General features: G+C 59.0%; 14 protein-coding genes. 7 read left to right on the top strand and 7 right to left on the bottom strand.

From position 1 onward, the window contains the following. The first annotated feature begins 115 nt into the window (after positions 1–115). From DB51_RS04490 to DB51_RS04505, 4 genes are all read left to right on the top strand, one after another. Positions 116–3,640, top strand: a complete 3,525-nt coding sequence (locus DB51_RS04490) for a tetratricopeptide repeat protein (RefSeq protein ID WP_238548304.1) — start codon at positions 116–118, stop codon at positions 3,638–3,640. Beyond that, positions 3,633–6,320 carry an NAD-dependent DNA ligase LigA gene (gene ligA, locus DB51_RS04495; protein WP_034252170.1) on the top strand — a complete coding sequence of 896 codons (2,688 nt, stop codon included), beginning with the start codon at positions 3,633–3,635 and terminating at the stop codon, positions 6,318–6,320. The genes DB51_RS04490 and ligA overlap by 8 nt, the downstream gene beginning before the upstream one ends. Positions 6,321–6,462: 142 nt before the next feature. Next, positions 6,463–7,611, top strand: a complete 1,149-nt coding sequence (locus DB51_RS04500; protein ID WP_034252171.1) for a P-loop NTPase — start codon at positions 6,463–6,465, stop codon at positions 7,609–7,611. A gap of 594 nt (positions 7,612–8,205) precedes the next feature. Beyond that, complete coding sequence (locus tag DB51_RS04505; RefSeq protein WP_034252173.1) at positions 8,206–9,780, top strand: ATP-binding cassette domain-containing protein; 1,575 nt, start codon at positions 8,206–8,208, stop codon at positions 9,778–9,780. A 148-nt stretch (positions 9,781–9,928) separates the two neighbouring features. Here the strand turns inward: DB51_RS04505 and rarD are convergent, their stop codons facing one another. The 6 genes from rarD to DB51_RS04535 all read right to left on the bottom strand — a co-directional run bounded on the left by rarD (position 9,929) and on the right by DB51_RS04535 (position 16,760). Then, a complete protein-coding gene (gene rarD / locus DB51_RS04510; RefSeq protein ID WP_034252175.1) occupies positions 9,929–10,867 on the bottom strand; it encodes an EamA family transporter RarD in 939 nt (312 codons plus the stop codon). A gap of 101 nt (positions 10,868–10,968) precedes the next feature. After that, entirely contained in the window at positions 10,969–11,631 is a 663-nt protein-coding gene (locus DB51_RS04515) for an NAD(P)H-binding protein (RefSeq protein ID WP_034252177.1), read from the bottom strand. Positions 11,632–11,876: 245 nt separating this feature from the next. Beyond that, positions 11,877–13,313 carry a type I glutamate--ammonia ligase gene (glnA, locus tag DB51_RS04520; RefSeq protein ID WP_034252179.1) on the bottom strand — a complete coding sequence of 479 codons (1,437 nt, stop codon included), beginning with the start codon at positions 13,311–13,313 and terminating at the stop codon, positions 11,877–11,879. A gap of 203 nt (positions 13,314–13,516) precedes the next feature. Further along, entirely contained in the window at positions 13,517–14,254 is a 738-nt protein-coding gene (locus DB51_RS04525; protein ID WP_034252180.1) for a DUF4191 domain-containing protein, read from the bottom strand. A 279-nt stretch (positions 14,255–14,533) separates the two neighbouring features. Continuing rightward, positions 14,534–16,078, bottom strand: a complete 1,545-nt coding sequence (gene lpdA / locus DB51_RS04530; RefSeq protein WP_238548305.1) for a dihydrolipoyl dehydrogenase — start codon at positions 16,076–16,078, stop codon at positions 14,534–14,536. Positions 16,079–16,145: 67 nt separating this feature from the next. Next, positions 16,146–16,760: a DUF3043 domain-containing protein gene (locus tag DB51_RS04535; protein ID WP_034252181.1), complete on the bottom strand. Its 615-nt coding sequence runs from the start codon at positions 16,758–16,760 to the stop codon at positions 16,146–16,148. A 73-nt stretch (positions 16,761–16,833) separates the two neighbouring features. Here DB51_RS04535 and DB51_RS04540 point away from each other — a divergent pair, with 73 nt between their 5' ends. From DB51_RS04540 to DB51_RS04550, 3 genes are all read left to right on the top strand, one after another. Beyond that, on the top strand, positions 16,834–18,201 hold the full coding sequence (locus tag DB51_RS04540; protein ID WP_034253780.1) for a dipeptidase: 1,368 nt from the start codon (positions 16,834–16,836) through the stop codon (positions 18,199–18,201). Between the two features lie 335 nt (positions 18,202–18,536). Continuing rightward, positions 18,537–19,160, top strand: a complete 624-nt coding sequence (locus tag DB51_RS04545) for an ECF transporter S component (RefSeq protein WP_034253783.1) — start codon at positions 18,537–18,539, stop codon at positions 19,158–19,160. Between the two features lie 34 nt (positions 19,161–19,194). Beyond that, positions 19,195–21,924 carry an ATP-binding cassette domain-containing protein gene (locus tag DB51_RS04550; protein ID WP_084674557.1) on the top strand — a complete coding sequence of 910 codons (2,730 nt, stop codon included), beginning with the start codon at positions 19,195–19,197 and terminating at the stop codon, positions 21,922–21,924. Positions 21,925–22,140: 216 nt separating this feature from the next. Here the strand turns inward: DB51_RS04550 and DB51_RS04555 are convergent, their stop codons facing one another. Then, the gene (locus DB51_RS04555) at positions 22,141–22,761 is read right to left on the bottom strand and encodes a superoxide dismutase (RefSeq protein ID WP_034252182.1); all 621 of its coding nucleotides are present in this window, start codon (positions 22,759–22,761) and stop codon (positions 22,141–22,143) included. Between the last annotated feature and the right edge of the window lie 249 nt (positions 22,762–23,010).

The following is a 23,010-nucleotide window of genomic DNA, read 5'->3' on the forward strand; positions in this document are numbered from 1 at the left end:
TGGTTTACCCAGTGTTGTTTACCCGGTGTCGTTTCCGCTTGCATGCGATGGCGCCAGATCGGCGGGTGTCTTTTTCTCAGGGCATGATGTCGGGTTGGATTGGGAGAATACCTCTATGTCTCGCAGCCGAAGAATCCCATTCAACATCAGTAGGAAAAGCAGGCGATTGGCTATACGGCTTCGTCGCAAGTTGGGTCTGGAAGGCATGATTGACCGTCTGGGTCAGACCCGTGACGCCTTCGAGTCGACACTGCGGAATCTCTCGGAGCAGGCTCTCTCCCCGAAAACGACTTCAGAGCATGACGCATCCTCCCCGGCGGAGGCATCGGGGGAGCATGCCTCCGAAGGATTGGATTCACGCATCGTCCTGCAGGAGCTGCAGAAGAACTCACGACATCTTGGTCCTCTGGTCAAACGTAGGGTTTTCAAAGATTTCCCGGGTGTTCCGGGCGAACTGTCGATAGGTTGGGTGCAGTTCCCGGAATTCAAAGGCACCGGTTTCGCACTTGGCGTGTTCCCCGACAAGGACCACTTCGCACAGGTCGCCGTGGCCGACGACCGTGGACGGGTGTTCGTCGGGACCGAAATCGCCATGGACACGCATGACCTGCAACCACGATTCATGTTGAGCAAAGAGGGCACGGTTTCGATTCCCTATGGCAGGCGTTTCGGCGTGGATGTCGATCCTTCCGACGGCAAGCCTCCGGAAACCGTCGAAGCCATACAGGGTGGCGTCGTCGGACGAGACTCCAGCGGAAGACTGACATGGCTTGCTTCATGGCTGAAATACGATAACGTCTACGCTCTGGAACAGATGCGGACGCCGTTGCCTACCGATCTGCGCACCGATCTGGAGTATCGCGACGCGATGGCGATCGCGTTCTTCGCCAGCTATATGCTGCCGCAGATCAGAGGGTTCCTCGTGGGCTTCGGCTCGGGCAATATCTTCCGCAGACTCAATAGGGAAGCCCCGATGGGGGCTATACGCCGTAGCGTTGAGGACGCTGTGCAAGCCAGAGCTCAAGGGCTCCGGGCATCCGGTCTTGAGGACCACTTCGCGGACATCATGCGCGAGGCAGGTGCTCTGGATCCCGCTCCCGGGCTCGAGGCCGTGCACGGCGCAGAACCTCTCCATCTGTATACTTCATCGTTCTCGGGTAGCTATTTCTTCTCATGGGAGTCTGGTCTGGAATTCTCGGCGGCGTTGCGCTCGCTGAAAATCGAGGGCAATCTGAACCGCTTCGCGGCCACCGGGGCATGGCTGGAACGCAATGCCCGTTTGGGAGTATTCCCTACGGAAGACACGGTGACACGTGCCGAGGCTTCGCAGATAGACTTCGCCTTACTGAACAATCCGGCATTGGCCGCCATGCCACTGGACGACCAGTTGCCAAGGGATTTTGACCCTGTGCATGATGACGGCAAGTACGCCGCTTTTATGCTGGTCGAGTTGGCTCAGGAGTTGGCGTCCCACACCTATGAGCATTTCCCCGACCCTACTGCGCATGCAGGTGCTTCGGCGGATGCTTCCGAAATGAAGGATGCAAGCGGATCAGAGTGGGTGTACCGACAGACCATGTCGTTGCTGCTCAGAAGACTGCGTCTCCCGTACCGTTTCGATGTCGAGATGCGGTCTAATCTGGAGGGCGGCGATGTTGCCTTGGCATTCACCACCGCCGGGGTGACGATGATGCCCAACAGCCGCTTCGACGAGGAACAACATGCCTGGGTGGAGTTGAACAGCGAGGAACAGGCGAATATGAGCACCGATTACAACCTCAGGGTCGGTCTTATGATGGCCGCGCTCGCATTCGGGGCCGACGAGCATGTTCAGCGGGTGTCTCTGCATATCGATTCCATCGGTCTGGAGGAGGCGGTGGCCGAGCAGGATTCCGCCATCACCCAGCTGATGAGCCAGGCACTGGCGGCTTTCGAACGCATCCGCACCGGTCATGTGTCTTCAGCAGGTTCCAAGGCCGATCCCAAGGACGGTGACGTGCATGGCGACCCCGCACACTCGAATTCACCGGCATCGGATAATCATGACCATGACGATTCGGTGAACAGCACCTTCCAGAGCCTGATGCGTGATGTCGATTTCGACGAGATGACCTTCATGGCGCCTGACGTCGATACGGGAATCGGCGATGGCGACAGCGCCGCGAAGGATGATGGCGGACTCGACGAGGGTGCGGAAAGCATCGAAGACGATGATCTCTCCGACACGGAGGCGACATCGGCTGATATGTCGTCACGAGCATCCGATGCGGACGCGATGTCCGGAACGCAGGAGGACCCTCTCAGCGCTCTGCAGCGCAACCCCACCGTGCGCAATATGGCCACGGTGACCTTTGAACGCGCGAACTTCCTCAAGCAGCTTGGTGAGGACGGGCTCAATCACCCGAAAGCCTTCTTCCGTCGTTTCGGAGCGGTTATGGATGTCGATGGCAAGGGGGGACTGAAACCCGTCAATGCCGATTTCGAACTTCGCGACGATGTCTTCGCACCGCATGCCTCCCAGGAAGAGCCTGAAATGACCGATCAGGAACTGTCGGGTGCGGTCAGCGCGGTTCTGGGAGCAAAGAATACGAACGACCTCTCGATTCAGCGCGTAGATGTGCTGCAACGGACCGTGAACGATTTCCACCAGTTGGCGAACAACACCGAAATCCCCTCCGTGCAGAAAGCGCAACAGGCGATGAAAATCATCACCGATGTCAACGACCCCGAACTCAGCGCATTGTCGTCCCAGGTGACCAGCGCTCTGATTGACGGCACCGACACACCTGACATTGATTTTGCGCTCGCCCAGGATCTCGATAAGGAGCGGGTCAAGGCCAGGGATCTGCTGTTCTCGGGTCAGACCGAGCAGGCCTTGCAGACCGCCCAGTCGGCAGTCGAGCAGATGGATGCTCGCTTCGCGATGGGCGGCGGGATACCACGTTATTTCAATTCCTATGCGGAACGCGTGGTGTATAACCGCCTGTTCGCAACACCGGGGGAGTCCACGGTCCTGATTCCGGACAATCTTTTTTATGCGCATATGGAACTGGCCGATGTGCTCGCTCAGCTGAGTGGTGCGGAGGAATCTCTTCCGCATCTCAACGCGATGGTTTCATACGCCCCCGCATATCCTCTGTCCCACTTGAAACTCGCCGTGCAGCTGGCACGAAACGAGGATTGGGATTCGGCCCGCGCCGCGACCTTGAACGCCTTGCGCGTCGCTTTGGACAGGGATGATGCGTCATTCGCCTATTATCGGCTCGCGTACGCCGCCTGGATGCGTGATGAGTTCGATATCGCCAGCGCCGCATATCTGATGAGCGAACATATCAGCCCCGGTCAGATTCCGGCCTTGCAGGCGGAATTGCAGGAGCTTAATGCCCGGGCCCAATCTCAATGCGTGCCGATTCCCCAGAATGTCGAGGAGGCTCAGCAGGTCCTTCAGCACTACGGGTTGCCGGTGTGGCCGCATACGGAAGTCGCCTCAATCGTGCGGACGGCGGCACGGGTGTGCGTCGACCAGGGCATGTTCGTTCCGGCTCGTACGCTGTCGGTTGCGGCGGCTCGGATGAATGATGATGAAAACGGCGGCATCGACGTGGTGCAGGCCCAATTCCTGAGGACGTTGAATGCCTGAAGCAGAGAACAGCAAGCAGCAAGCGCAAGGCACAAGCCGACAGGCCGGCGTGCAGGCCACCGTCAGGCATCCCGCGCCGGGGAGTGGCGCATGGATCGACGCCATGCAGCAGACCGATGCCGATGCCATGCAACTCGGCAAACTCGATGTCGGTTCTCTTGACAGCCAGGATGCAAGGAAACTCTGGACCAAACTCGCCGCCTGGCTGGAGTCCGATCAGATAGCCTACTATCTGGATGACGCTCCGGTGTCATCCGATGCCGCCTATGATGCGCGGATGCTCTGCCTGCAGGAGTTGGAGCGCTTGTTCCCTTCGCTTGACACGCCGCAATCGCCGACGCACCGTGTGGGAGGGACCTTCTCCAACGATTTCGCTTCCGTACGCCATCCGACTCGCATGATGAGCCTCGACGATGTGTTCAGCATCGAGGAGCTTCATGACTGGTACGAAGGTGTGCGTAAGGATCTGGACTGGCCTGCCGACGAGCCTCTGCCGATGACCTGCGAGGTGAAGATAGACGGTCTGGCGCTCAATCTCATCTATCGCGACGGCGTGCTGGAGCAAGGGCTCACACGCGGGGATGGAGTGACCGGCGAGGACATCACCTTGAATGTGCGCACGATAGGCACGATACCCAGGCGTTTGGGAGGACCGAGCAACGATGTCCCGCAGATGGTGGAGATTCGCGGCGAGGTGTTCATGCGCTTCGAGGACTTCACTGCTCTGAACGATCAGCAGTCCGAACAGGGTAAGGCGCCCTTCGCCAATCCGCGCAATGCGGCCGCCGGTTCATTGCGTCAGAAGGACCCGCACATCACCGCCTCCCGTCATCTGAGCTTCTACGCTCACGGTATCGGCACCCTTCGCTGGGGAAGCGGCAGCTCCCATGCCGGGCATGACGAGGTCAAGGATCAATCCCAGGCATACGAGCTCTACCGCCACTGGGGCATTCCTGTTTCCCCGCATAATCGCGAGGTCACCTCCTTCTCGGATATTCTCGGGATGATCGAATACTACGGGGAGCATCGCGGAGACATCGAGCACGCATTGGACGGCATCGTCGTCAAGGTCGACGACCTTGCCCTGCAACGCCGTCTGGGTTCCACGGCACGCGCTCCCAGATGGGCGATTGCCTACAAATACCCGCCGGAGGAAGTCAACACCGAATTGCTGGACATCACCGTACAGGTCGGCAGAACAGGGCGCGTGACACCTGTGGCGATGCTCAAACCGGTGTATGTCGCGGGTTCCACTGTCTCCAGGACCACACTGCACAACCCGTCGGAGGTCAAGCGTAAGGGCGTGCTGATCGGCGACACCGTGGTGGTGCGCAAGGCAGGGGATGTGATTCCCGAACTGGTGGGTCCGGTTCTTGAACGCAGGAAGGGCCGCGAGTCCGATCTGCACGAGTTCGTGATGCCGACGCATTGCCCGAGCTGCGGTGCCTTGCTGGCCCCGGCGAAGGAGGGGGACGTCGATATCCGCTGTCCCAATGTGGAATCATGCCCGGCGCAGCTCACCGAACGTGTGATCCATATCGCATCGCGCAAGGCTTTGGATATCGAGCATTTGGGGGAGCAGAGCGCCATAGCCCTGACCAACCCCGAGGACAACCGTCCGCAAAGCGTGGATGTGTTCGCACCCGGTATCAGGGAGATTGTCGTAGGACCGGGGGAGGAACCGGAACCTTACCTTCCTGCCGAGTATCTCAGACTGCCGGATGTGCAGAGCCCGGTGTTGTCCAGCGAGGCGGGGCTCTTCGAATTGAACGCCGAGCAACTCAGTGACGTGCGGGTCTGGCGTGAGGCGCCGATCATCGAGGTCAGCGAGGAACAGCTGGACGGCGGCAAGACCAGGCGTAGGCGTCGCAAGCTGGGCAGCAGCGGGTTGTGGTACCAGACCTATGCCTTTACGAACCAAAGCACGGCGACCTTGCCCGCAAAGGACGATGGTGCCTCGAGTGAAGATGACGCGTGTGAAGGTGCTGCGGGCGCGGCCACCGAGATTGATGCTGCCGATGTCCCCGACGACCGTAATATCTCTGATTTCGCTGGTGCCGCCGCTGATTCCGCAGTGCTTCCCGAGTCCGGTGACGTCGCTCGGCAGGCATCCAAGAACACCCTTCGCATGCTCGAGGAGATAGACCACGCCAGGCACGCCGATTTATGGCGGGTCCTGGTGGCCTTGTCCATCAGACATCTGGGACCGACTTCGGCCCATATGATCGCGTCGAGATTCCGCTCATTGGATGCGGTGGAACAGGCCGGCGTGGAGGAGCTTTCCGAGTTGGACGGCGTCGGTCAGGAGATAGCCGAGTCCATCGTGAGCTGGTTCAAGGCCGCCAAGGAACCAGGTGATTGGCGTGGAGCGATTCTAGAGGCCTGGAAGAAAGCCGGAGTGGGCATGAGCGTCGAAGACCACGCCGTACCCCAGACTCTGAAGGGCATGACCGTGGTGGTCACCGGAAGTCTTGAGGACTTCTCCCGTGATTCCGCGAAGGAGGCGATTATCGAGCGCGGGGGGAAGGCTTCGGGTTCGGTAAGCAAGAAGACCACATACGTGGTGGTGGGGGAGAATGCCGGTTCCAAGGCCGCGAAGGCGGAAAGTCTTGGAGTGCGCATGCTTGACGAAGCAGCATTCCATCGCCTGCTGAACACCGGCTCTCCCGAGGAGGCCTAGAGACTCATGGAATGGTGTGCAATCCGGAGTGCGGAGCCGATGTCGGTCATCAGAGCTTTCACCGGCTCTGCACACGCGGTATGAGGGGTCGCATTAGGGTGGTTGATGCAAGAGTGAATGAGGAGATGAGCCGAGGATGAGTATGACCGAAGTGCGTGCAGACGAGGAAGCCGTCTCACAGAGCATCGAGCAGCATCTGTACCAGCGTCTCAGCAAGGTCATCGATCCGGAACTCGGCCGGTCCATCACCGATATGGGCATGATCGTCTCCATCGAAGCGGTGCCGAGAGCTCAGAGCGATGAAGACTCCCTCGCCGCATATGACGTGGTGGTTCAGGTCGAACTGACCGTCAAGGGCTGCCCGCTGTCCGAAACCATCACCAACCAGATCAAAGGTGCCGTCGCCTCATACCCTGATGCCCGGCTGACGCCACATATCGAAGTGTCTTCGATGAGCAAGGAGAAGCTCTCTCACTTGGTGGAAGGTCTGAAGGAGGCTCGTCGCACCAACCCCTTCTCCAAAAAGGGCGTCAAAACAAGGATATTCGCCATCGCTTCGGGCAAAGGAGGGGTCGGAAAATCTTCCGTGACGGCGAATCTGGCTGCGGCCTTCGCCGCGCTCGGCTATGACACGGCGGCCATCGACGCCGACATCTATGGATTCTCGTTGCCGGGGATATTCGGAGTGCACACCCAGCCAACGAATCTCAACGGCATGCTGATGCCGGTCACGGCCTGGGGAGTCAAGCTCATGTCCATCGGCATGTTCACCGGCGCCGACCGTGCGATTCTCTGGAGGGGGCCGCGTCTGCAGCGTTCCCTCGAACAGTTCCTCTCGGATGTGTGGTGGGGCGAGCCGGACGTCCTACTGCTCGACCTGGCACCGGGCACCGGGGATATGGCGATTTCCGTAGCTCAGACCCTGCCGAACGCGGAGCTGGTGGTGGTGACCACACCGCAGCCTTCGGCCTCGGATGTGGCCGTTCGCGCGGGTCTGGTCGCTTTGCAGGTGCCGATGAAAGTGCGCGGCGTTGTGGAGAACATGAGTTGGTTCGATCATGACGGTGAGCATCTGCATATCTTCGGCGAAGGCGGAGGGGAACGTGTGTCCGAACGTCTGTCCGAGGCGCTGCACTACGAGGTTCCGCTGCTTGCTCAGCTGCCATTGGAAACGGATATGCGCACCACTGCGGAGTCCGGTCGTCCCGTGGTGCTCAATGACGAGGGTGCTCTCGACAGCTCCGAACTGGCCCGTTCGTTCACCAAGCTTGCTAAATCGCTGATGTCGTAAGAGGCTCTTTGTATTTTGGCGTGAAAGAACCCACCCAATACGATAACTGCACTAAAAGGACAGCTTTTCGGAGAAATTTTCACCATATTGCTGTCCTTTTAGTGCAGTTATCTCCTCCTACATGAGTATGAGCATCCCGATGTAGCCGTTAGTTTCGCGATATTCGGACCTTACTGTTACAGTGTGTTGTTGAGATATACGCGAGGTTCCCCCACATGCCAAGGGAGCTGCACATAAGGAGCTGTTCTTACGATTTCACGATAACCGACGAGATGGCGCACGGCCGATGGTGGCCTGAGTGTGCCTGAGCGTCCCGTTATTCGTGAATCGTCAATCGAATCCACCCCGTGCACACTATGGGCCATTGGGCTTCGGCCGCGTTTCTTGGAATCAGTACTGTTCAAGCGTTACTGTTCAAGCGACATAGTTGAAACGGCACTGCGTGAACTCCATACGGTGGAATCGATATCCTGACGTCACATGCCGGCATGACATCAAGGCCGACATCATCACGGTTGCGGACTGCGAAGGTATCCATCCTCGTCATGAAACACATCAATCAGACATACATATTGATAGGTGGACCGAGGAATCATGTTTCAAACATCCGTATTGACAATCAGCAATCTCACAGTGCATCAGACAGGTACATCGAACGCTCTGTTCGAGAACGCCAATATGACCTTCTCGCAGGGGTGGACGGCGATACTCGGAGATAACGGCATCGGTAAAACGACTATGGTGCGGGTCATCATGGGGGAGCTCCAGCCCTTCAGCGGCAACATCGCGCCGGCACCGAAGAATCTGGTATTCGGCTACTGTCCGCAGGACAATGCGGTGCGACCGCACAACATCGAGGAGTTCGCTACGGACTGGTCACCCTTGGCGATTCGCATCAGAGAGCAGCTCGGCATAGATGAGTCCTGGCTCTGGCGTTTTCAGACTCTTTCCGGCGGCGAGCAGAAACGCGTCCAGTTGGCCTGCTCGATGGTGTTGGAACCCGATGTACTCATTTTCGACGAACCGAGCAACCATGTGGATGAGGACACCGCTCAGGCGATAGCTTCGGCTATGCAGGGCTATCGGGGCATCGGTCTACTGATCTCACACGATGTTGCGCTGATAGACGCCACCGTTCAGCAGTGCCTCTTCATGGAACGTAAACATGTGCAAGGGCGGAACGTCACTGTGCTGACCATGAGAAAGGGCAACTACACACAGTCGGCCGCACAGGTCGAGCTAGAGGAGGACAGCGCGGCGCAGGAGCTGAAACAAGCCAAACGTACTGCGGACCGTATCGACGCGGCGAAGGCGCATCGCGTGTATGAGGCTGCACAGTCGGCAGCCAAACGACGCGGTGACAAGATCGACAGAAAGGACCATGATGCCATCGCCAAACGGCGTTTCGCCATCGTTACCGGGAAGGACGCCCGTGCCGGTGCCGCCAGCGCTCGCATCGACCACCAGGTCAAGTCCGCGCATGAACGAGTCCAGGGGCTGGTGACCTCGAGCAAACGGTATGACGGCGACATCTGGCTCGATGCGAGAGCCAGCCACCGCAAGGAACTGGTACGACTTGACGAAGGTCTGCTGCCCTATGCGCCGGAGAGTGACAACACCTCAGCGGCATTGTCACGGGGCCTGCATATCCCCACACTCAGCGTCGGACCACATGACCATATCGGTATTTCAGGACCGAACGGCACAGGGAAAACCACGCTGTTCAAAGCCATCCAAGCAGCCATCACACGACAGACCGACAGTATCCCGGCGCTGTCCATCGACCAGATCACCGGTGCTGGCCAGGCCGAGCAAGCCTTTGAAAGCTTGCGGAACATGTCGTCTCAGGACCGTGCGGCCGTGTTCAGTTCCATGGCGCAGCTCAATGCCGACCCGGACAAACTCCTGTCAGGAGAATCGCCTTCTCCCGGTGAGTTGCGTAAGTTGCTGCTTTGCCTCGGAGCCAGAAAGCATCCGGAACTGATTCTGATGGATGAGCCCACCAATCATTTGGATTTGCATTCCAAACAGGCGCTGGGTAGGACATTGGCGGCATTCCCCGGCGCAGTCATCATCATCTCCCATGACATCTACTTCCTGAATCTCGTCGCGCAGATACGCTGGCGTCTGCACAGGACCGAAGACGGGGCTGAATTGGACTTACGATGAAGAATTAGTCCCCGGCAGTCGCCGATTTGACGCTTGTGTAGGGATTGTTCCGGATTCGGTCTCCTGACCCGTATAGAAACGTTGAAATCCAGGCAATATGAATTTCGGATGCTGACCGGCGCACCACAAATCCCTACACAGGCGACAATTACACGTCGCCAGGGGCGGATGAAGCCAGCTTCCGGCGACTGGCATGTCGGTGGCGGGCAATCAGCGCAAAGGAATAGACCGCCAGCGAGAGCCATATGATGCAGAAGGCAAGCAACATCGTGTGGTTGATGGCTTCGTGCAGAAAGAGAATAGCCGAAAGGAATTGCAACGTCGGATTGATGTACTGCACGAATCCAACGGTCAGATACTGCGAGTGCTGCACCCCGTAAGCGAAGGTGATGAGCGGTATCGCCGTCACTATCCCGGCACCCATCAGCAGCACGAGGATACCGGTGCTCTGGTGGTCGATGCCGAAGTGCGGCTGCCACACGAGCCAGAGCAGCGCCAGGGGAGTGACGGCTGCGGTCTCGAAGGTGATGGACTGCAGAGAATCCAGGGGGACGACTCGTTTGAGCAGACCATATCCGCAGAAGGTCAACGCCATGATCAGACCCAGCCAGGGAACGCCGCCGCTGCCGACGATGAATACGCACACTCCCACACCCGCCAAGGCTATGGAAATCCAGCCGAAGACATTGGTGCGCTCACGCAACACGATGATGGCGATGAGCATGTTCATCACCGGCATCAGGAAGTATGAGGCCGATGCTTCCAGGGTTTTGCCGACGCTCACCAGAATGATGTACAGCAGCCAGTTCACGCTGATCAGCATCGCGGCGATGACGGCGAGCAGAACAAGCGTTTTGGTCTTCCACAGTTTCGCCACGGCTACAAGGAAACTGCGGTGCCTACGCAACAACGCCAGCACCAGCACCATCGTTACCATAGTGGTGATGATGCGATAGGACAGGACGGTGTTCGGCGGCACGGTGCTCAGGGCGTCCCAATACACGGGAAACAGTCCCCAGGCGACGCTGGAAACGGTGATCGTGAGCAGACCGCGAGGCGTCTGTGTGACAGGTGTGGCCGTAGGCATAGCGGTCATCATACAGGTGCCACGTAAGCAATGGTTTTCGTCAGGTAGTCGGGTCTCTGAAGACGGTTGGTCTGGGGTAGCCGAGCGTATGCTCCTGAGCTTTAGCCGAGGGCCGTCAGGGCATTCTGAATATCCGTATCGCCGTCATGGAAGTTGACTGTCTTCCCGATGGTATCGGGGGAGTGCACGGCCGCGACCAGTACCGCTGCCACATTGCCACGAGAGGTAGGCGGTATCGCTGCGGTTTTCCTTGCGGTGTCGACGGTAATCCGCCCGCTGGGTGTTTGCAAAGTAAGTGCGGTAGGCCCCAGAATCGTCCACTCAAGCTCGGATTCGCGCAGATACGTGTCTGCGGCCGCCTTCGCCTGGGCATAGGCATACATGGAATCCTCCGGTCCGAACACCTCCGGATGGTCGGCATCGTAGTAGGACACCGTGATGTACCGCTTCACCCCAGCAAGGGCAGCCGCATCAATGCAGCGTTTCGCGGCATCGCGGTCAACGGCGTATGTTCTCGCGGCATCGCCGCCACCTGCTCCGGCGGACCAGATAATCGTGTCACTGCCGGAAAAGGCCTTCGCCAGTTCGTCGGTCGATGCGTGCTCGATATCGAGTATCAGGGCCTGTGCTCCTGTTTTTTCGACATCGAAGGCCTGTGTGGGGTTACGAATAATCGACGTGACCGAATCTCCCTGCGAGTTGAACAACCGGCTGGCCAACAATGCGACTTTGCCGTGACCACCGATAATCGTGACCTGTGCCATAGTGTCCTCCCCTTGCTGCTGTGTCCGTGATAAGGCGACATGCATCCAATACCCGTCTTTCCAACACTATGACAGCTGCGAGATGAGATGTGACCGTTTCACCGAGTGCATAGAGACGACCATACCGCCTGACGCTGTGTCCTCAGATGATGAAGCGTCCTGCCTCGCGGTCAGAGTGCTGCCGCGCAAAGCAATGCCCCTCCATGCAATGGCACGGAGGGGCATTGATGCGACGAAGGACGAACTCAGATGTGGAAGTAGAGTTCGTACTCAAGCGGCGTCGGGGCGAGGCGTGCCTCGTCGATTTCGCCCTGCTTGAGCTCAATCCAGGTGTCGATCAGATCGTCGGTGAACACGTCGCCGGCGGTCAGGAAGTCGTGGTCTGCCTCGAGAGCCTTCAGAGCCTCACCCAATGAACCTGGGACCTGAGCGATCTGGTCATGCTCTTCGGGAGGAAGCTCGTAGAGGTCCTTGTCGACTGGTTCCGGTGGCTCGATGTGGTTGAGGATGCCGTCAAGGCCGGCCATGAGCTGCGCGGAGAAGGCCAGGAAGGGGTTCGAGCTTGGGTCCGGTGCGCGGAACTCGATGCGCTTCGCTGCAGGTGAGGTACCCGCGAGCGGGATACGAATAGCGGCGGAACGGTTACGGGCCGAGTAGACGAGGTTGACGGGAGCTTCGAAGCCGGGAACCAGACGATGGTAGGAGTTCATCGAGGGGTTGGTGAAGGCCAGAACTGAGGGAGCATGCTTGATCAGACCGCCGATGTACCAGCGGGCGATGTCGGAAAGGCCGCCATATCCTCTCTCGTCGTAGAAGAGGGGCTTGCCGTCTTTCCACAGCGACTGGTGGCAGTGCATGCCGGTACCGTTGTCTCCGGCGATTGGCTTCGGCATGAAGGTCGCCGCTTTGCCTGCGATGGCCGCGGTCTCGTGAACGACGTACTTGTACTTCATCAGATCGTCGCCCGCGTGCTGCAGGGTGTTGAAGCGGTAGTTGATTTCCTGCTGTCCGGCGCCGCCGACCTCATGGTGCGAACGCTCAAGAATCAGGCCGACCTCCTGGAGCTTCGCGACCATGTCATCGCGCAGATCCTGGTTGTGGTCGATTGGCGGAACGGGGAAATACCCCTTCTTCACACGGTTCTTGAAACCGATGTTCGGAGTGCCGTCGTCTTCGATGTCGGTTCCCGAATTCCATGGGGCTTCGATGGAGTCGACTTCGTAGAAGGAGCGGCTCATGCTGTTCTCGTAGCGGACCTTGTCGAAGATGAAGAACTCGGCCTCTGGTGCGAAGGATGCGGTGTCGGCGATGCCGGTGGACTTGAGGTACGCCTCGGCCTTGGCGGCCACCTGACGAGGATCGCGTGAGTAGGGCTCATCGGTGAGAGGATCCACGATGGAGAATGCCACGTTCAGGGTCTTGTGCTTACGGAAAGGATCGATGAATGCAGTGCTGACATCGGGCACGAGCTTCATATCGGATTCGTTGATGGCCTGGAAGCCCTGGACCGATGACCCGTCGAAAGGCATGCCTTCGTCGAACGCATTGTCAAGGAACTCATTTGTCGGCACCGTGAAGTGCTGCTGAACACCAATGAGGTCAGTAAAACGGACAGAGACGTATTCCACGCCCTCCGTATTGATAAGAGCCTCGGCGTCGGCCTTTGTTTTCAGTTCAGTCACTGAACTGCTCCTTTCATGAGAACTTACGAATCCCAAGTCTAGAAGAACGCGTTACCCGTACGCGCCCGTCAGGTTACGAGGATGTTTCGGCGTATGCCGAATCGTGGAATTGCGGGGGACACCCGCATGGCATCGAGGTATTCACTATGTGGACGTGGACGGTTTCGGATGTTCGTCTGTCACGGCGATGGGCAGGGAAGTCCTCAGCGTCCACGCATGGCTCGACGGTTGACGCGGACCTTCGTGGGGTCGACGCCCTTCGGCACACCGATGCCTGATTGCTGCTGCAGGGTGCGAAGACGGTCGTTGAGTTGTTCGAGTTCGAGCTTGGTGAGCTTGATTTTCTTGCGCATCACCGTTTTCTGCAGATTGGCCAGAGGCACCTGCTGCTCGCCTTTGCCGACGCTGATCTTATGAATCGGGATGGCAGAACCGCGAGTGATGCGGTGGACCTTGGTCTCCTCCCGATCCATGGCCTTGCTGACTCTGGCGAAATCGCCTTCACCGACGAGATACACACCTGAACGACCGGTGCCCCGCCAAACGGCATCCTTGGTCTTCATATCAATCCACACGGGTTCCTGAGGGAAGCTGAAGCCGCCCTTGGTGATGTTGTTCAGCACTGCTCCGGTGGCTCCGGGGCGACCTTCCATGCGTCGGTATCCGACTTTGTCCGAACGCCTGGTCAGGGTGATGGTCGCCAGCAGCAGGCCGCACATGATGCCTGTCAGTACGACCATAATCCACGTGAACCATCCGGCCTTGATGACCACGCCCAGAATCACGGCGATAAGCACCGGCCCGAGAAAGGCGATGGCCAGAAAACCCGGAAGAGCCTTGTCTTCTTTCGCGGTGAACGAATAGATCTGCTTGATCTGGGACAGCGTGCCCTTGGATTGCTTTGTTTTCTTGGACTGTGCCTTGTCAGCGTTGTCTGCCATACCACCCTCACTTAAGTTGCATTACTGGAAAGACAGTCTATCAATAGACACATCGAATCGCTCGCCGTGGCCTCCTGAGCCATGAGCCATGCTGTTCACCGCTCGTGTATCAGGTGGTACCTGCTTGATGGACCGAGGATTCGTCGGGCGCATCGCGTTTGTGTAGGGATTCTGTCGATGATTTTGACTTTTGCGGTTTCAATCTCGTGTCATTCCGCCAAATACATCAACGATCAGCTCGCTTGTATTCGAGAATCCCTACACAAATGTCAGCCGCCGTCACCGCAAATGCAGAGGACGGTTGTCGGCCTTGAGCAGGCTTTCCCCCAGAGCCTCGCCGAAAGTGGGGTGAGGATGAATCAGCCTTGCTGCATCGGCGAGCGGAATATGATTGCCCACCAGCTGCTCGACCTCTGCGATAATCTCGCTGGCGTGCGGGCCGATGAGCTGTGCACCGAGGACGAGGGGAGTGTCCGGATCGGCGCTGTCGCAACCGGTGACCACGGAGAGCGAACCGCCTTGGCCGGACATCAGGACGCGTGCATTCGACATCAGCGGAATCGCGGTCTCGCTGACGCTTTCGTAGCCTTCGTCATCCTGCGCGGCGTCGAGCGTCAGGCCGACTGAGGCTGCTTCAGGAGTGGAAAACACCACTTGAGGGATGCTGGCATTGTCGACCGGCTTGGGCTTCAAGCCCGCAATGGCCTCGGCGACGGTGATGCCCTGCTCGAAGGCGCGGTGCGCCAGTTGGTGCCCGGGCGTGATGTCGCCAACCGCCCAGACATGCTTTACACTGCTCTCTCCGAGCTCGTTGGTCTTGACGAGCCCACGCTCGGTCAGCTCGATACCCGCGGAGGAGAACCAGTCCGCGTCGGTGGCTGCCTGACGTCCGATGGCGACCAGCACCACATCGGCCTCGACGCTGAGGGACTCATCGTCGGCATTCGTGTAGTGCACGGTGGCGCCGAGGTTTTCTCCGGTGTCGATACCGGTACAGGAGGCATGCGTGATGATTTCGATGCCCTGACGCTTCAACTCCCGTCCGAGCGTCATTCCTGCGCGTTTGCTCCATCCGGACAGTACTCGGTCCTTGCGTGCCAGGACCGTGACCTTGCATCCCGCGGTGTTCCACAGGCTGGCGAATTCGAGTCCGATCGCTCCGGAGCCGATGATGACCGCGCTAGAGGGGAAGGTATCCAGTGTCAACGCACGGTCCGAGTCGAGCACGACATCCGAGAAGGGGATGTTCTCGAGGGGGCGCGGGCGTGAACCCGTGGCGATGATGATGTCGTCGGCGGTGATGTCGTAAGAATCGCCGTCCTGGGCATTGCCACCCTCACCGTTGCCGCCGTCATCATCGGTGCCGGCACCGGCTGTGACGACATGGATTTTTCCGGCGGAAACGATACTCGCCTCGCCGTGGACGACCTCGATGCCGCGATGCTTCAGCAGTCCCGACAATCCCTCGGTCATCGTGCTCACCATGTGTTCGCGATGATCTCGGAGCTTGCCGAAATCAATACCCTGGAACGCCACGTCGATTCCCAGGCTTTGGGCGTGTTTCGCTTCGCCGATGGTCGATACGGCGGTAATCAGGGCTTTGGTGGGTATGCAGCCACGATTGAGGCAGGTGCCGCCCACCACGGCATCACGTTCGATGAGGATGACGCTGCTGCCGAGTTCGCTGGCCCGCAATGCTGCGGAGTATCCTCCAGGACCGGCACCGATGACGGCCACGTCGACGTGTCGTTCATCGTCACGCCCCTCACCCTGGTCCGCAGACCTCTGGCGCCCGTCGCTATCCTTGTCGCTTCCGCTCATCATTCCCCCTGGTATCGCGTAATTGTCTGAGCGGTCGAAGCATCACAGGAAGTACCGTGAAGCAAAGACCCTACTTCGGCCAGTTTCCCCTCTTCGGGCTGCGCGGGCGCGGCATACGCCAACGGCGCAACTGCAAGGCGCGGGACCATGCGTAGGTTGCCGAACGCGAACCCTTCGAGACGGCCCCTTCCCCGTACTTCTCGACGAGCTTCGCCTTGAGCTTGCGCCACATCAGGGCGATGTCGATAACCGCCGCGATGAGGTATGCGTACATGAGAATCAGCAGAGGCATGGAAAGCTGGGGGTAGAAGGCGGTGACGGCCATGGACCCCAGCAGGATGACGAAGGCGACGGGAATGAAGAACTCGGCGAGATTCCAGCGCGCATCGATGTAATCGCGGATGTAGACACGGGCCGGGATGCGTTCGGCGACGGGCATGTGCCGCACATCGCCGTTGCGCATGGCGTCGTACTCTTCGTTCTGCTTTTCACGCATCTTGTCGCGTTCCACTTTACGGCTCGCTTTGCGATCCTTGGGAACGATGGGTCGGAGGTTCTCCGCCTCCACCTGTTTGCGCTTGGGCGTGGGACGTCCTTTGCCGGTGGGGTTGTCATCAAGCTCGGTCGGGGTGATCTGGACTTGGGCGTCCTCGTCGGCGCCGCGTTTGAATGGGTTCCATGTCATACGAGCAGGTTACGGTGACGCCTAGACGCATATGGCTTTACGAGCCTATGACAAACACCGTTGGGAGATGGATATGACTGGGTTGAGTGGTGATGATATTCGTGCACGAGTGCAGGACGATTGGGACAGGATCGTTGCCTTGCTCACGGATAAGGTGGCCTGCGCTTCGGTGTCGGCCAAGGGGATTACCGGCGAACATATGCAGCGTTCCGCGCAGTTCGTGGCTGAGGAATTCACCGGACTGGGTTTGGACGCCCATGTGGTGCAATCCCGGAATCCCGATGGGACGCCAGGCGCCTATGAGGTCGTCGGCTCCCGTATCGTCAGTCCGGACGCTCCCACCGTGCTGCTGTATGCGCACCACGATGTGCAGCCCGTTCCAGATCCGGGCCAGTGGGACACCGACCCGTTCGTCGCAGTCGAGAAGGACGGACGCCTGTATGGCCGCGGTTCGGCGGATGACGGCGGCGGCATCGCCATCCATTCCGGCACGCTGAAGGCTCTTGGGGATGATCTGGGTGTGAATGTGAAGATCTTCTTCGAAGGAGAGGAGGAGATGGGGTCTCCCAGTTTCATCCCCTTCATCGAGGAGCATCGAGAGGAGTTCGAGGCCGATGTCATCATCGTCGCCGATTCGGGCAACTGGTCGGCCGATGTGCCGAGTCTGACGACCTCCTTGAGGGGTAACACCACACTGGATGTGACCGTTCGGGTATTGGGGCACCCGGTGCATTCCGGTCAGTTCGGCGGGCCGATTCTCGATGCGAACACCCTGTCGGCAATGCTGATTTCCAGCTTGTACAACGAATCCGGGGAGCTCGATGTCCCCGGTGTGATCGCGCAGGAGCCGATCGGCGGATTGCAACGCGATCTCGACGAGGAGACCTTGCGTGGCGATGCCGCCACTGTGGAGGGTCTGCGCTTTGCCGGCACAGGTTCCCTGGCTTCAAGGCTGTGGACCAAACCAAGCCTCACCGTCATAGGTATCGACGCCCATCCGGTGGACGGCTCGTTCAATGTTCTCGCTGATGCGACCAGATTCAGACTGTCGCTGCGCACAGCGCCGTCCCAACGTCCTCAAGAGGCTCAGCAGGCACTGACGACCTACCTGATACGCCACGCGCCTTTTGGTGCCGAAGTCACCGTCGAAGCCCTGGACAATGGCATGGGTTGGGCTATGGACCCCGATGCCGAATCGGTGAATATCGCCGAAAAAGCGATGCAGGAGGCATTCGGTACCGAGGTCATCAACAAGGGAGAGGGTGGTTCGATTCCGTTCATACCCGAATTGCAGCGGATTTTCCCGCACGCCCAAGTGCTGGTGACAGGCCCTGAAGACCCGAAGTCCAACGCTCACAGCCCCAACGAGTCCATCTCGCTCTCAGGCTTGCGCAACAACATCATCACCGAAACGCTGCTGTTGGACCGTCTGGCCCACTAGCTCCGCAGGGGCCTCGGGTCAGGTCAAGGCGCTGGTCTGTTTTTCGCGGCGACCTGTTCGAAGCGTCTCACTTCGAACAGGTCGATGGTTTGTGTGTGGTGTTCCGCCGAAAGCGGCAGGTGCAGGCCGGGGGATTGTATTTGGTCATGCCCTTCGCTAGTATCGGCTGATGACACGGGGGCTGTGTGCGTGAGCGCACGGCTGAGATGAGGCGCAGCCTCAACCGAACGAACGTATACCGGGTAATGCCGGCGCACGGATGTCGCTCTTTTCCCGTGCCTTGAATTGCACCTCATGCGTGTCGAACGCATGGATATGAAAGGCACATGATCATCATGACTACAACAACATCGAACGGTGTTCGTCCGATTCTTCGCTGGCGCGTAGTGGATATCGCCGTGGCATCCGTCATCGGCGTCGCCAGCTCGCTCATCTACTGGATGGTGGCTCTGGTCTCCACAGGACCTTGGAACTTCCTGGAAGCGGTGATTCCGGGTTTCGGGGGAATCATCAACGGACTCTGGCTGTTTGCCGGACCACTCGCAGCGGTTATCGTACGAAAGCCCGGCGCGGCTCTGTACGCAGAAGTAGTCGCGGCCGTGCTGGAAGCGCTGATGGGCAACATGTGGGGAGGCGGCTCCACCTTCGTCATCGGCCTTGTTCAAGGGCTGATGGCTGAGCTGGCCTTTGTCATACTGATGTACCGCAAGTGGAACCCCGCAACGCTGATTCTTTCCGGCGCACTCTCCGGTGTGGGATGCTGGGGATACTCCTTCTTCACCAACCTTCAGGCCATCGACTGGGGCGGCTCCTACGGTGTCATCTATCTGGTGGCCACGGTGATATCCGGCGCGGTGATCGCCGGTATTCTCATGTGGTATCTGTATATCGCCATCGCAAAAACGGGGGCTTTGGATCATTTCGTCTCCGGGCGCGAGGTACGCGGAGTCAACGACTGAGCGGATATTTCGGTACGGATTGGATCTATGAGTGATGAATCGCGAAACGGCGCAACAGCATGGGACGACGACGGTCGATAAGACCACCGTGCCTCGAAGCGAGCAACTGCATGACATCGCGGAGGAAGAATCGGCATCGTCGCTGACCTTTGACCATTGGGGGTACAAGCATGCCTCGCGCCGCCATTTCGCGGTTCGTGACCTCAACCTTCACATCAGGGCAGGGGAGCGTGTGCTGCTTCTCGGCGCTTCAGGAATAGGCAAGTCCACCATCCTCGAAGGTGCCGCGGGCCTTATCGGAGGGCAGACCAAGTCGGCGACGCCACCCGAGGACTCCGACTCCGCTGATAGCGACGCATCCCAAAGCGCCCAGACTCCATCCGTCACTGACGCAGATGGTGGTCTGACCGAGGGGCGCGTCCTGATCGGTGAGCGAAGCATCCAGGAATCCATCGGCAGAGTAGGCCTGGTGCTGCAGGACCCGGACGCGCAGGCGATATTCCAGCGCCTGGGCGACAACGTCGCCTTCGGGCCCGAGAACCTGAATGTGCCCAGGGACCGGATATGGCAGCGCACCAGGGAGAGTCTCTCCGCCGTCGGCATGGATGAACTCAAACTCACCCACTCCATCCTGCACCTCAGCGGGGGGCAGATGCAGCGGTGTGCGCTCGCGGGAGCCTTGGCCATGCGTCCGGGAGTGCTGTTGCTCGATGAGCCGACGGCGAATCTTGACCCGGACGGTGTGCACCAGATTGTCGGTGCGGTCGCGGATGTCGTGAAGAAACGGGATTGCACGATGGTGCTGGTCGAGCATCGCGCCGGTCCGTGGATCGACATGATCGACAGGGTCGTGGTGCTGGGGCTTGAATCCGATCAAGCAGCGGAACGGGACGCAGCATACAACGACGCAGCGAAAACCGGGTCGGCGAATCCGGGCGGGGATGCAGCTCGAGGTCTTGCCGATGACGACCTTGATCGCACGGCTTTCCGCAGAACCGTGATCGTGGCGGACGGCACGCCCGAAGAGGTGTTCACCGATGAGGCTCTTGACTTCGCGCAGCTGGGCATCTGGGTTCCCGACCGTTTCCGCAGGGCGGGTGACGTCGTCACGCAGATGCACACCTCGGACGAGCCTGACTATCCTGCGTCCGAAGGGGAGGGCGAGGTCGTGCTCAGCACCCGGAAGCTCTCCATCGGTAGACACGACGTGCCTATTGCGACATCGATTGACCTTGCCTTTCATCCAGGGCAGATCACCGCGCTGGTAGGACCGAACGGAGTGGGCAAATCCACGTTGTCGTTGACCTTGGCCGGTCTGCTCAAAGCGGTTGACGGCGAGGTCGTTGCCTCGCGGGAACTGGTCGACGGGTTGTCGAGCAGCAATCCCTTCACATGGAAGTCCAGCGATCTGGCTTCGAGGATTTCGTACGTCTTCCAGAACCCCGAACACCAGTTTGCCAAAGGCACGGTGATGGAGGAGATGATGCTCGCGCCTTTGCGATCCGGCATGGCACCGGAACAGGCGCAGGAAAGAGCAAACGACCTGCTCGAACGCTTCAATCTGCGCAGATACGCGAAGGTCAACCCGTATACCCTCTCCGGTGGTGAGAAACGGCGCCTGACAGTGGCCTCCGCTCTGGCCGCCGCACCGCGTGTGCTGCTGCTGGATGAGCCGACCTTCGGTCAGGACCGGCGGACATGGATGCAAATCGTGAAGCTGATTCACTCCCTCCGTTCCGACGGCGTGAGCATCATCGTCATCACTCATGACCGTGACCTGGTCACGGCGTTGGGCGCCAAAGTCGTGGAACTGTCCGCAGCGGGCAGCGGCGCATCCTGGAACGACGCCAAATCCCATGCGGCTGTTCCGGCGCCGCAAGTGATGGATGCCCCGCCCGCTGCTTCGGTGAATCCTCACGAGGGGATACCTGCGGAGGTACCGGCAATCTCCCATGTGGAGGTGAGCCCGATGGATAGCCGTGACGAGCCTGAACGACCATCGAGTCGTTCGCCTTTCCTGGCTTCACTGAATCCCGCATATCGCGTGATCGGAGGTCTCGTGGCCACGCTGCCTCTGCTGATCAGTCTTGATTGGGTTTCGGCAACGGTCGCTTTGGCTTTGGAATTCGTGCTGCTGATGATTGCGGGAATCGCGCCCTGGCATGTGATTCGTTCGACCTGGCCACTGTTCATCGGAGCCCCGGGCTCCGCGGTCGCCGTGCTGCTCTATGGAAAGAGTGGCGGTGACACGCTTTGGCAGTGGGGTCTGATTCTGGTCACGGATCGCTCCGTGGACCTGGCGATAGCCACGGCATTGAGGATTCTGGCGATAGGCATCCCTGCCATCATCGCCGTGCTCGGCATTGATGCTACGGATTTGGCGGACGCCTTCAGCCAGGTGCTCCATTTCCCCGACCGTTTCGTGTATGGGGGACTGGCGGGCATGCGACTCTTCACGGTCCTGCAGGATGACTGGAGCGCCCTCACTGCTTCGCGCCGCTCACGAGGTCTTGGTGACGACAGCGCCGTGCGTACCTTCTTCCCTCAGGCCTTCGCGTTGCTGGTGCTGTCCATCAGACGCTCCACCACGCTTGCCACGGCCATGCAGGCACGCGGATTCGGCGGTTCCGGACCGCGGAGTCATGCCAGAGTTTCCGCATACGGCGTCAGGGATTACTGCTATCTGCTGATCGCTCTCTCAGTTCCGGTGATCGCATTGATTTCGGCCGCGTGCCTGGGGACCTTCACCTTCTTCGGTGGCTGATGGGCTTCACAGAGATAACTGCACTACAAGGACAGCTTTTCCGAGGAATTATTGCCCAATTGCTGTCCTTATAGTGCAGTTATCTGGCTTGCGACATGAACATACAGTATGGGCCCGGCATGTGTATCACATGCCGGGCCCATACCCCCGTACGCGCTGTTGCGTGCGGTGCCCTTCCCCCAAGGAAGTGCGCGAATTATCGCGCAAGTACCATATTTATCGAGCCAGTACGGTATTCAGATTGCGTACTTCGTCGAAGCGAGCTGCCGCGTCGGCCCAATTGACCACGTTCCACCAGGCCTTGACATAATCCGGGCGAACGTTGAGATAATCCAGGTAGTAGGCGTGCTCCCACAGATCCAGGAGAATCAGGGGAAATACGGTGACGGGTAGATTGCCCTGGTGATCGTACATCTGCAGGGTCACGAGCTTCTCGCCGAGTGAATCCCATGCGAGCACAGCCCAGCCGGAGCCTTGGATGCCGGCGCACATCGAAGCGAAATACTTCTTGAACCCTTCGAAGGAACCGAATTGGTCGTCGATGGCTGCACGGAGCTCGCCCTCTGGTTCCTGACCGTCCGCCGGAGCCATGTTCTTCCAGAAAATGGTGTGGTTCTTATGGCCTGCGAGGTTGAACGCCAGATTCTTCTCGAAGAGGTTGGAGTTCTCCACGTTGCCTGATTCGGCGGCGTCGTGAATCTGTTCCAGTGCCTTGTTCGCGCCGGTGACGTAGGTCTGATGATGCTTGTCGTGGTGAAGCTCCATGATCTTCCCCGAGATAAACGGCTCCAGCGCCGAGTAGTCGTAAGGAAGTTCCGGCAAAGTATATTCTGGCATATCGCTCCTCCTGATCTGCAGATCGGGTAGTTTCCCCGTAACTGAATATGTATCGAATGTGTAGCTGCTTGCGGGAGTCGGACCTTTTCGGCTCCTGTTCAATCAGCTTAGTCCCGTTTGGAAAAGCCGATTTGGAGTTGTGCTTACAGAATGAGTGATATACAACACAAACGGCGCTGAAGCCGAGCACTGGTGCTATTTCCGTATCTTCCAGCGGCCCAGACGGGATGCTGGACGCTTGACAATCTG

The sequence above is a fragment of the Bifidobacterium crudilactis genome (assembly GCF_000738005.1).
GTDB classification, from domain to species: Bacteria; Actinomycetota; Actinomycetes; order Actinomycetales; family Bifidobacteriaceae; genus Bombiscardovia; species Bombiscardovia crudilactis.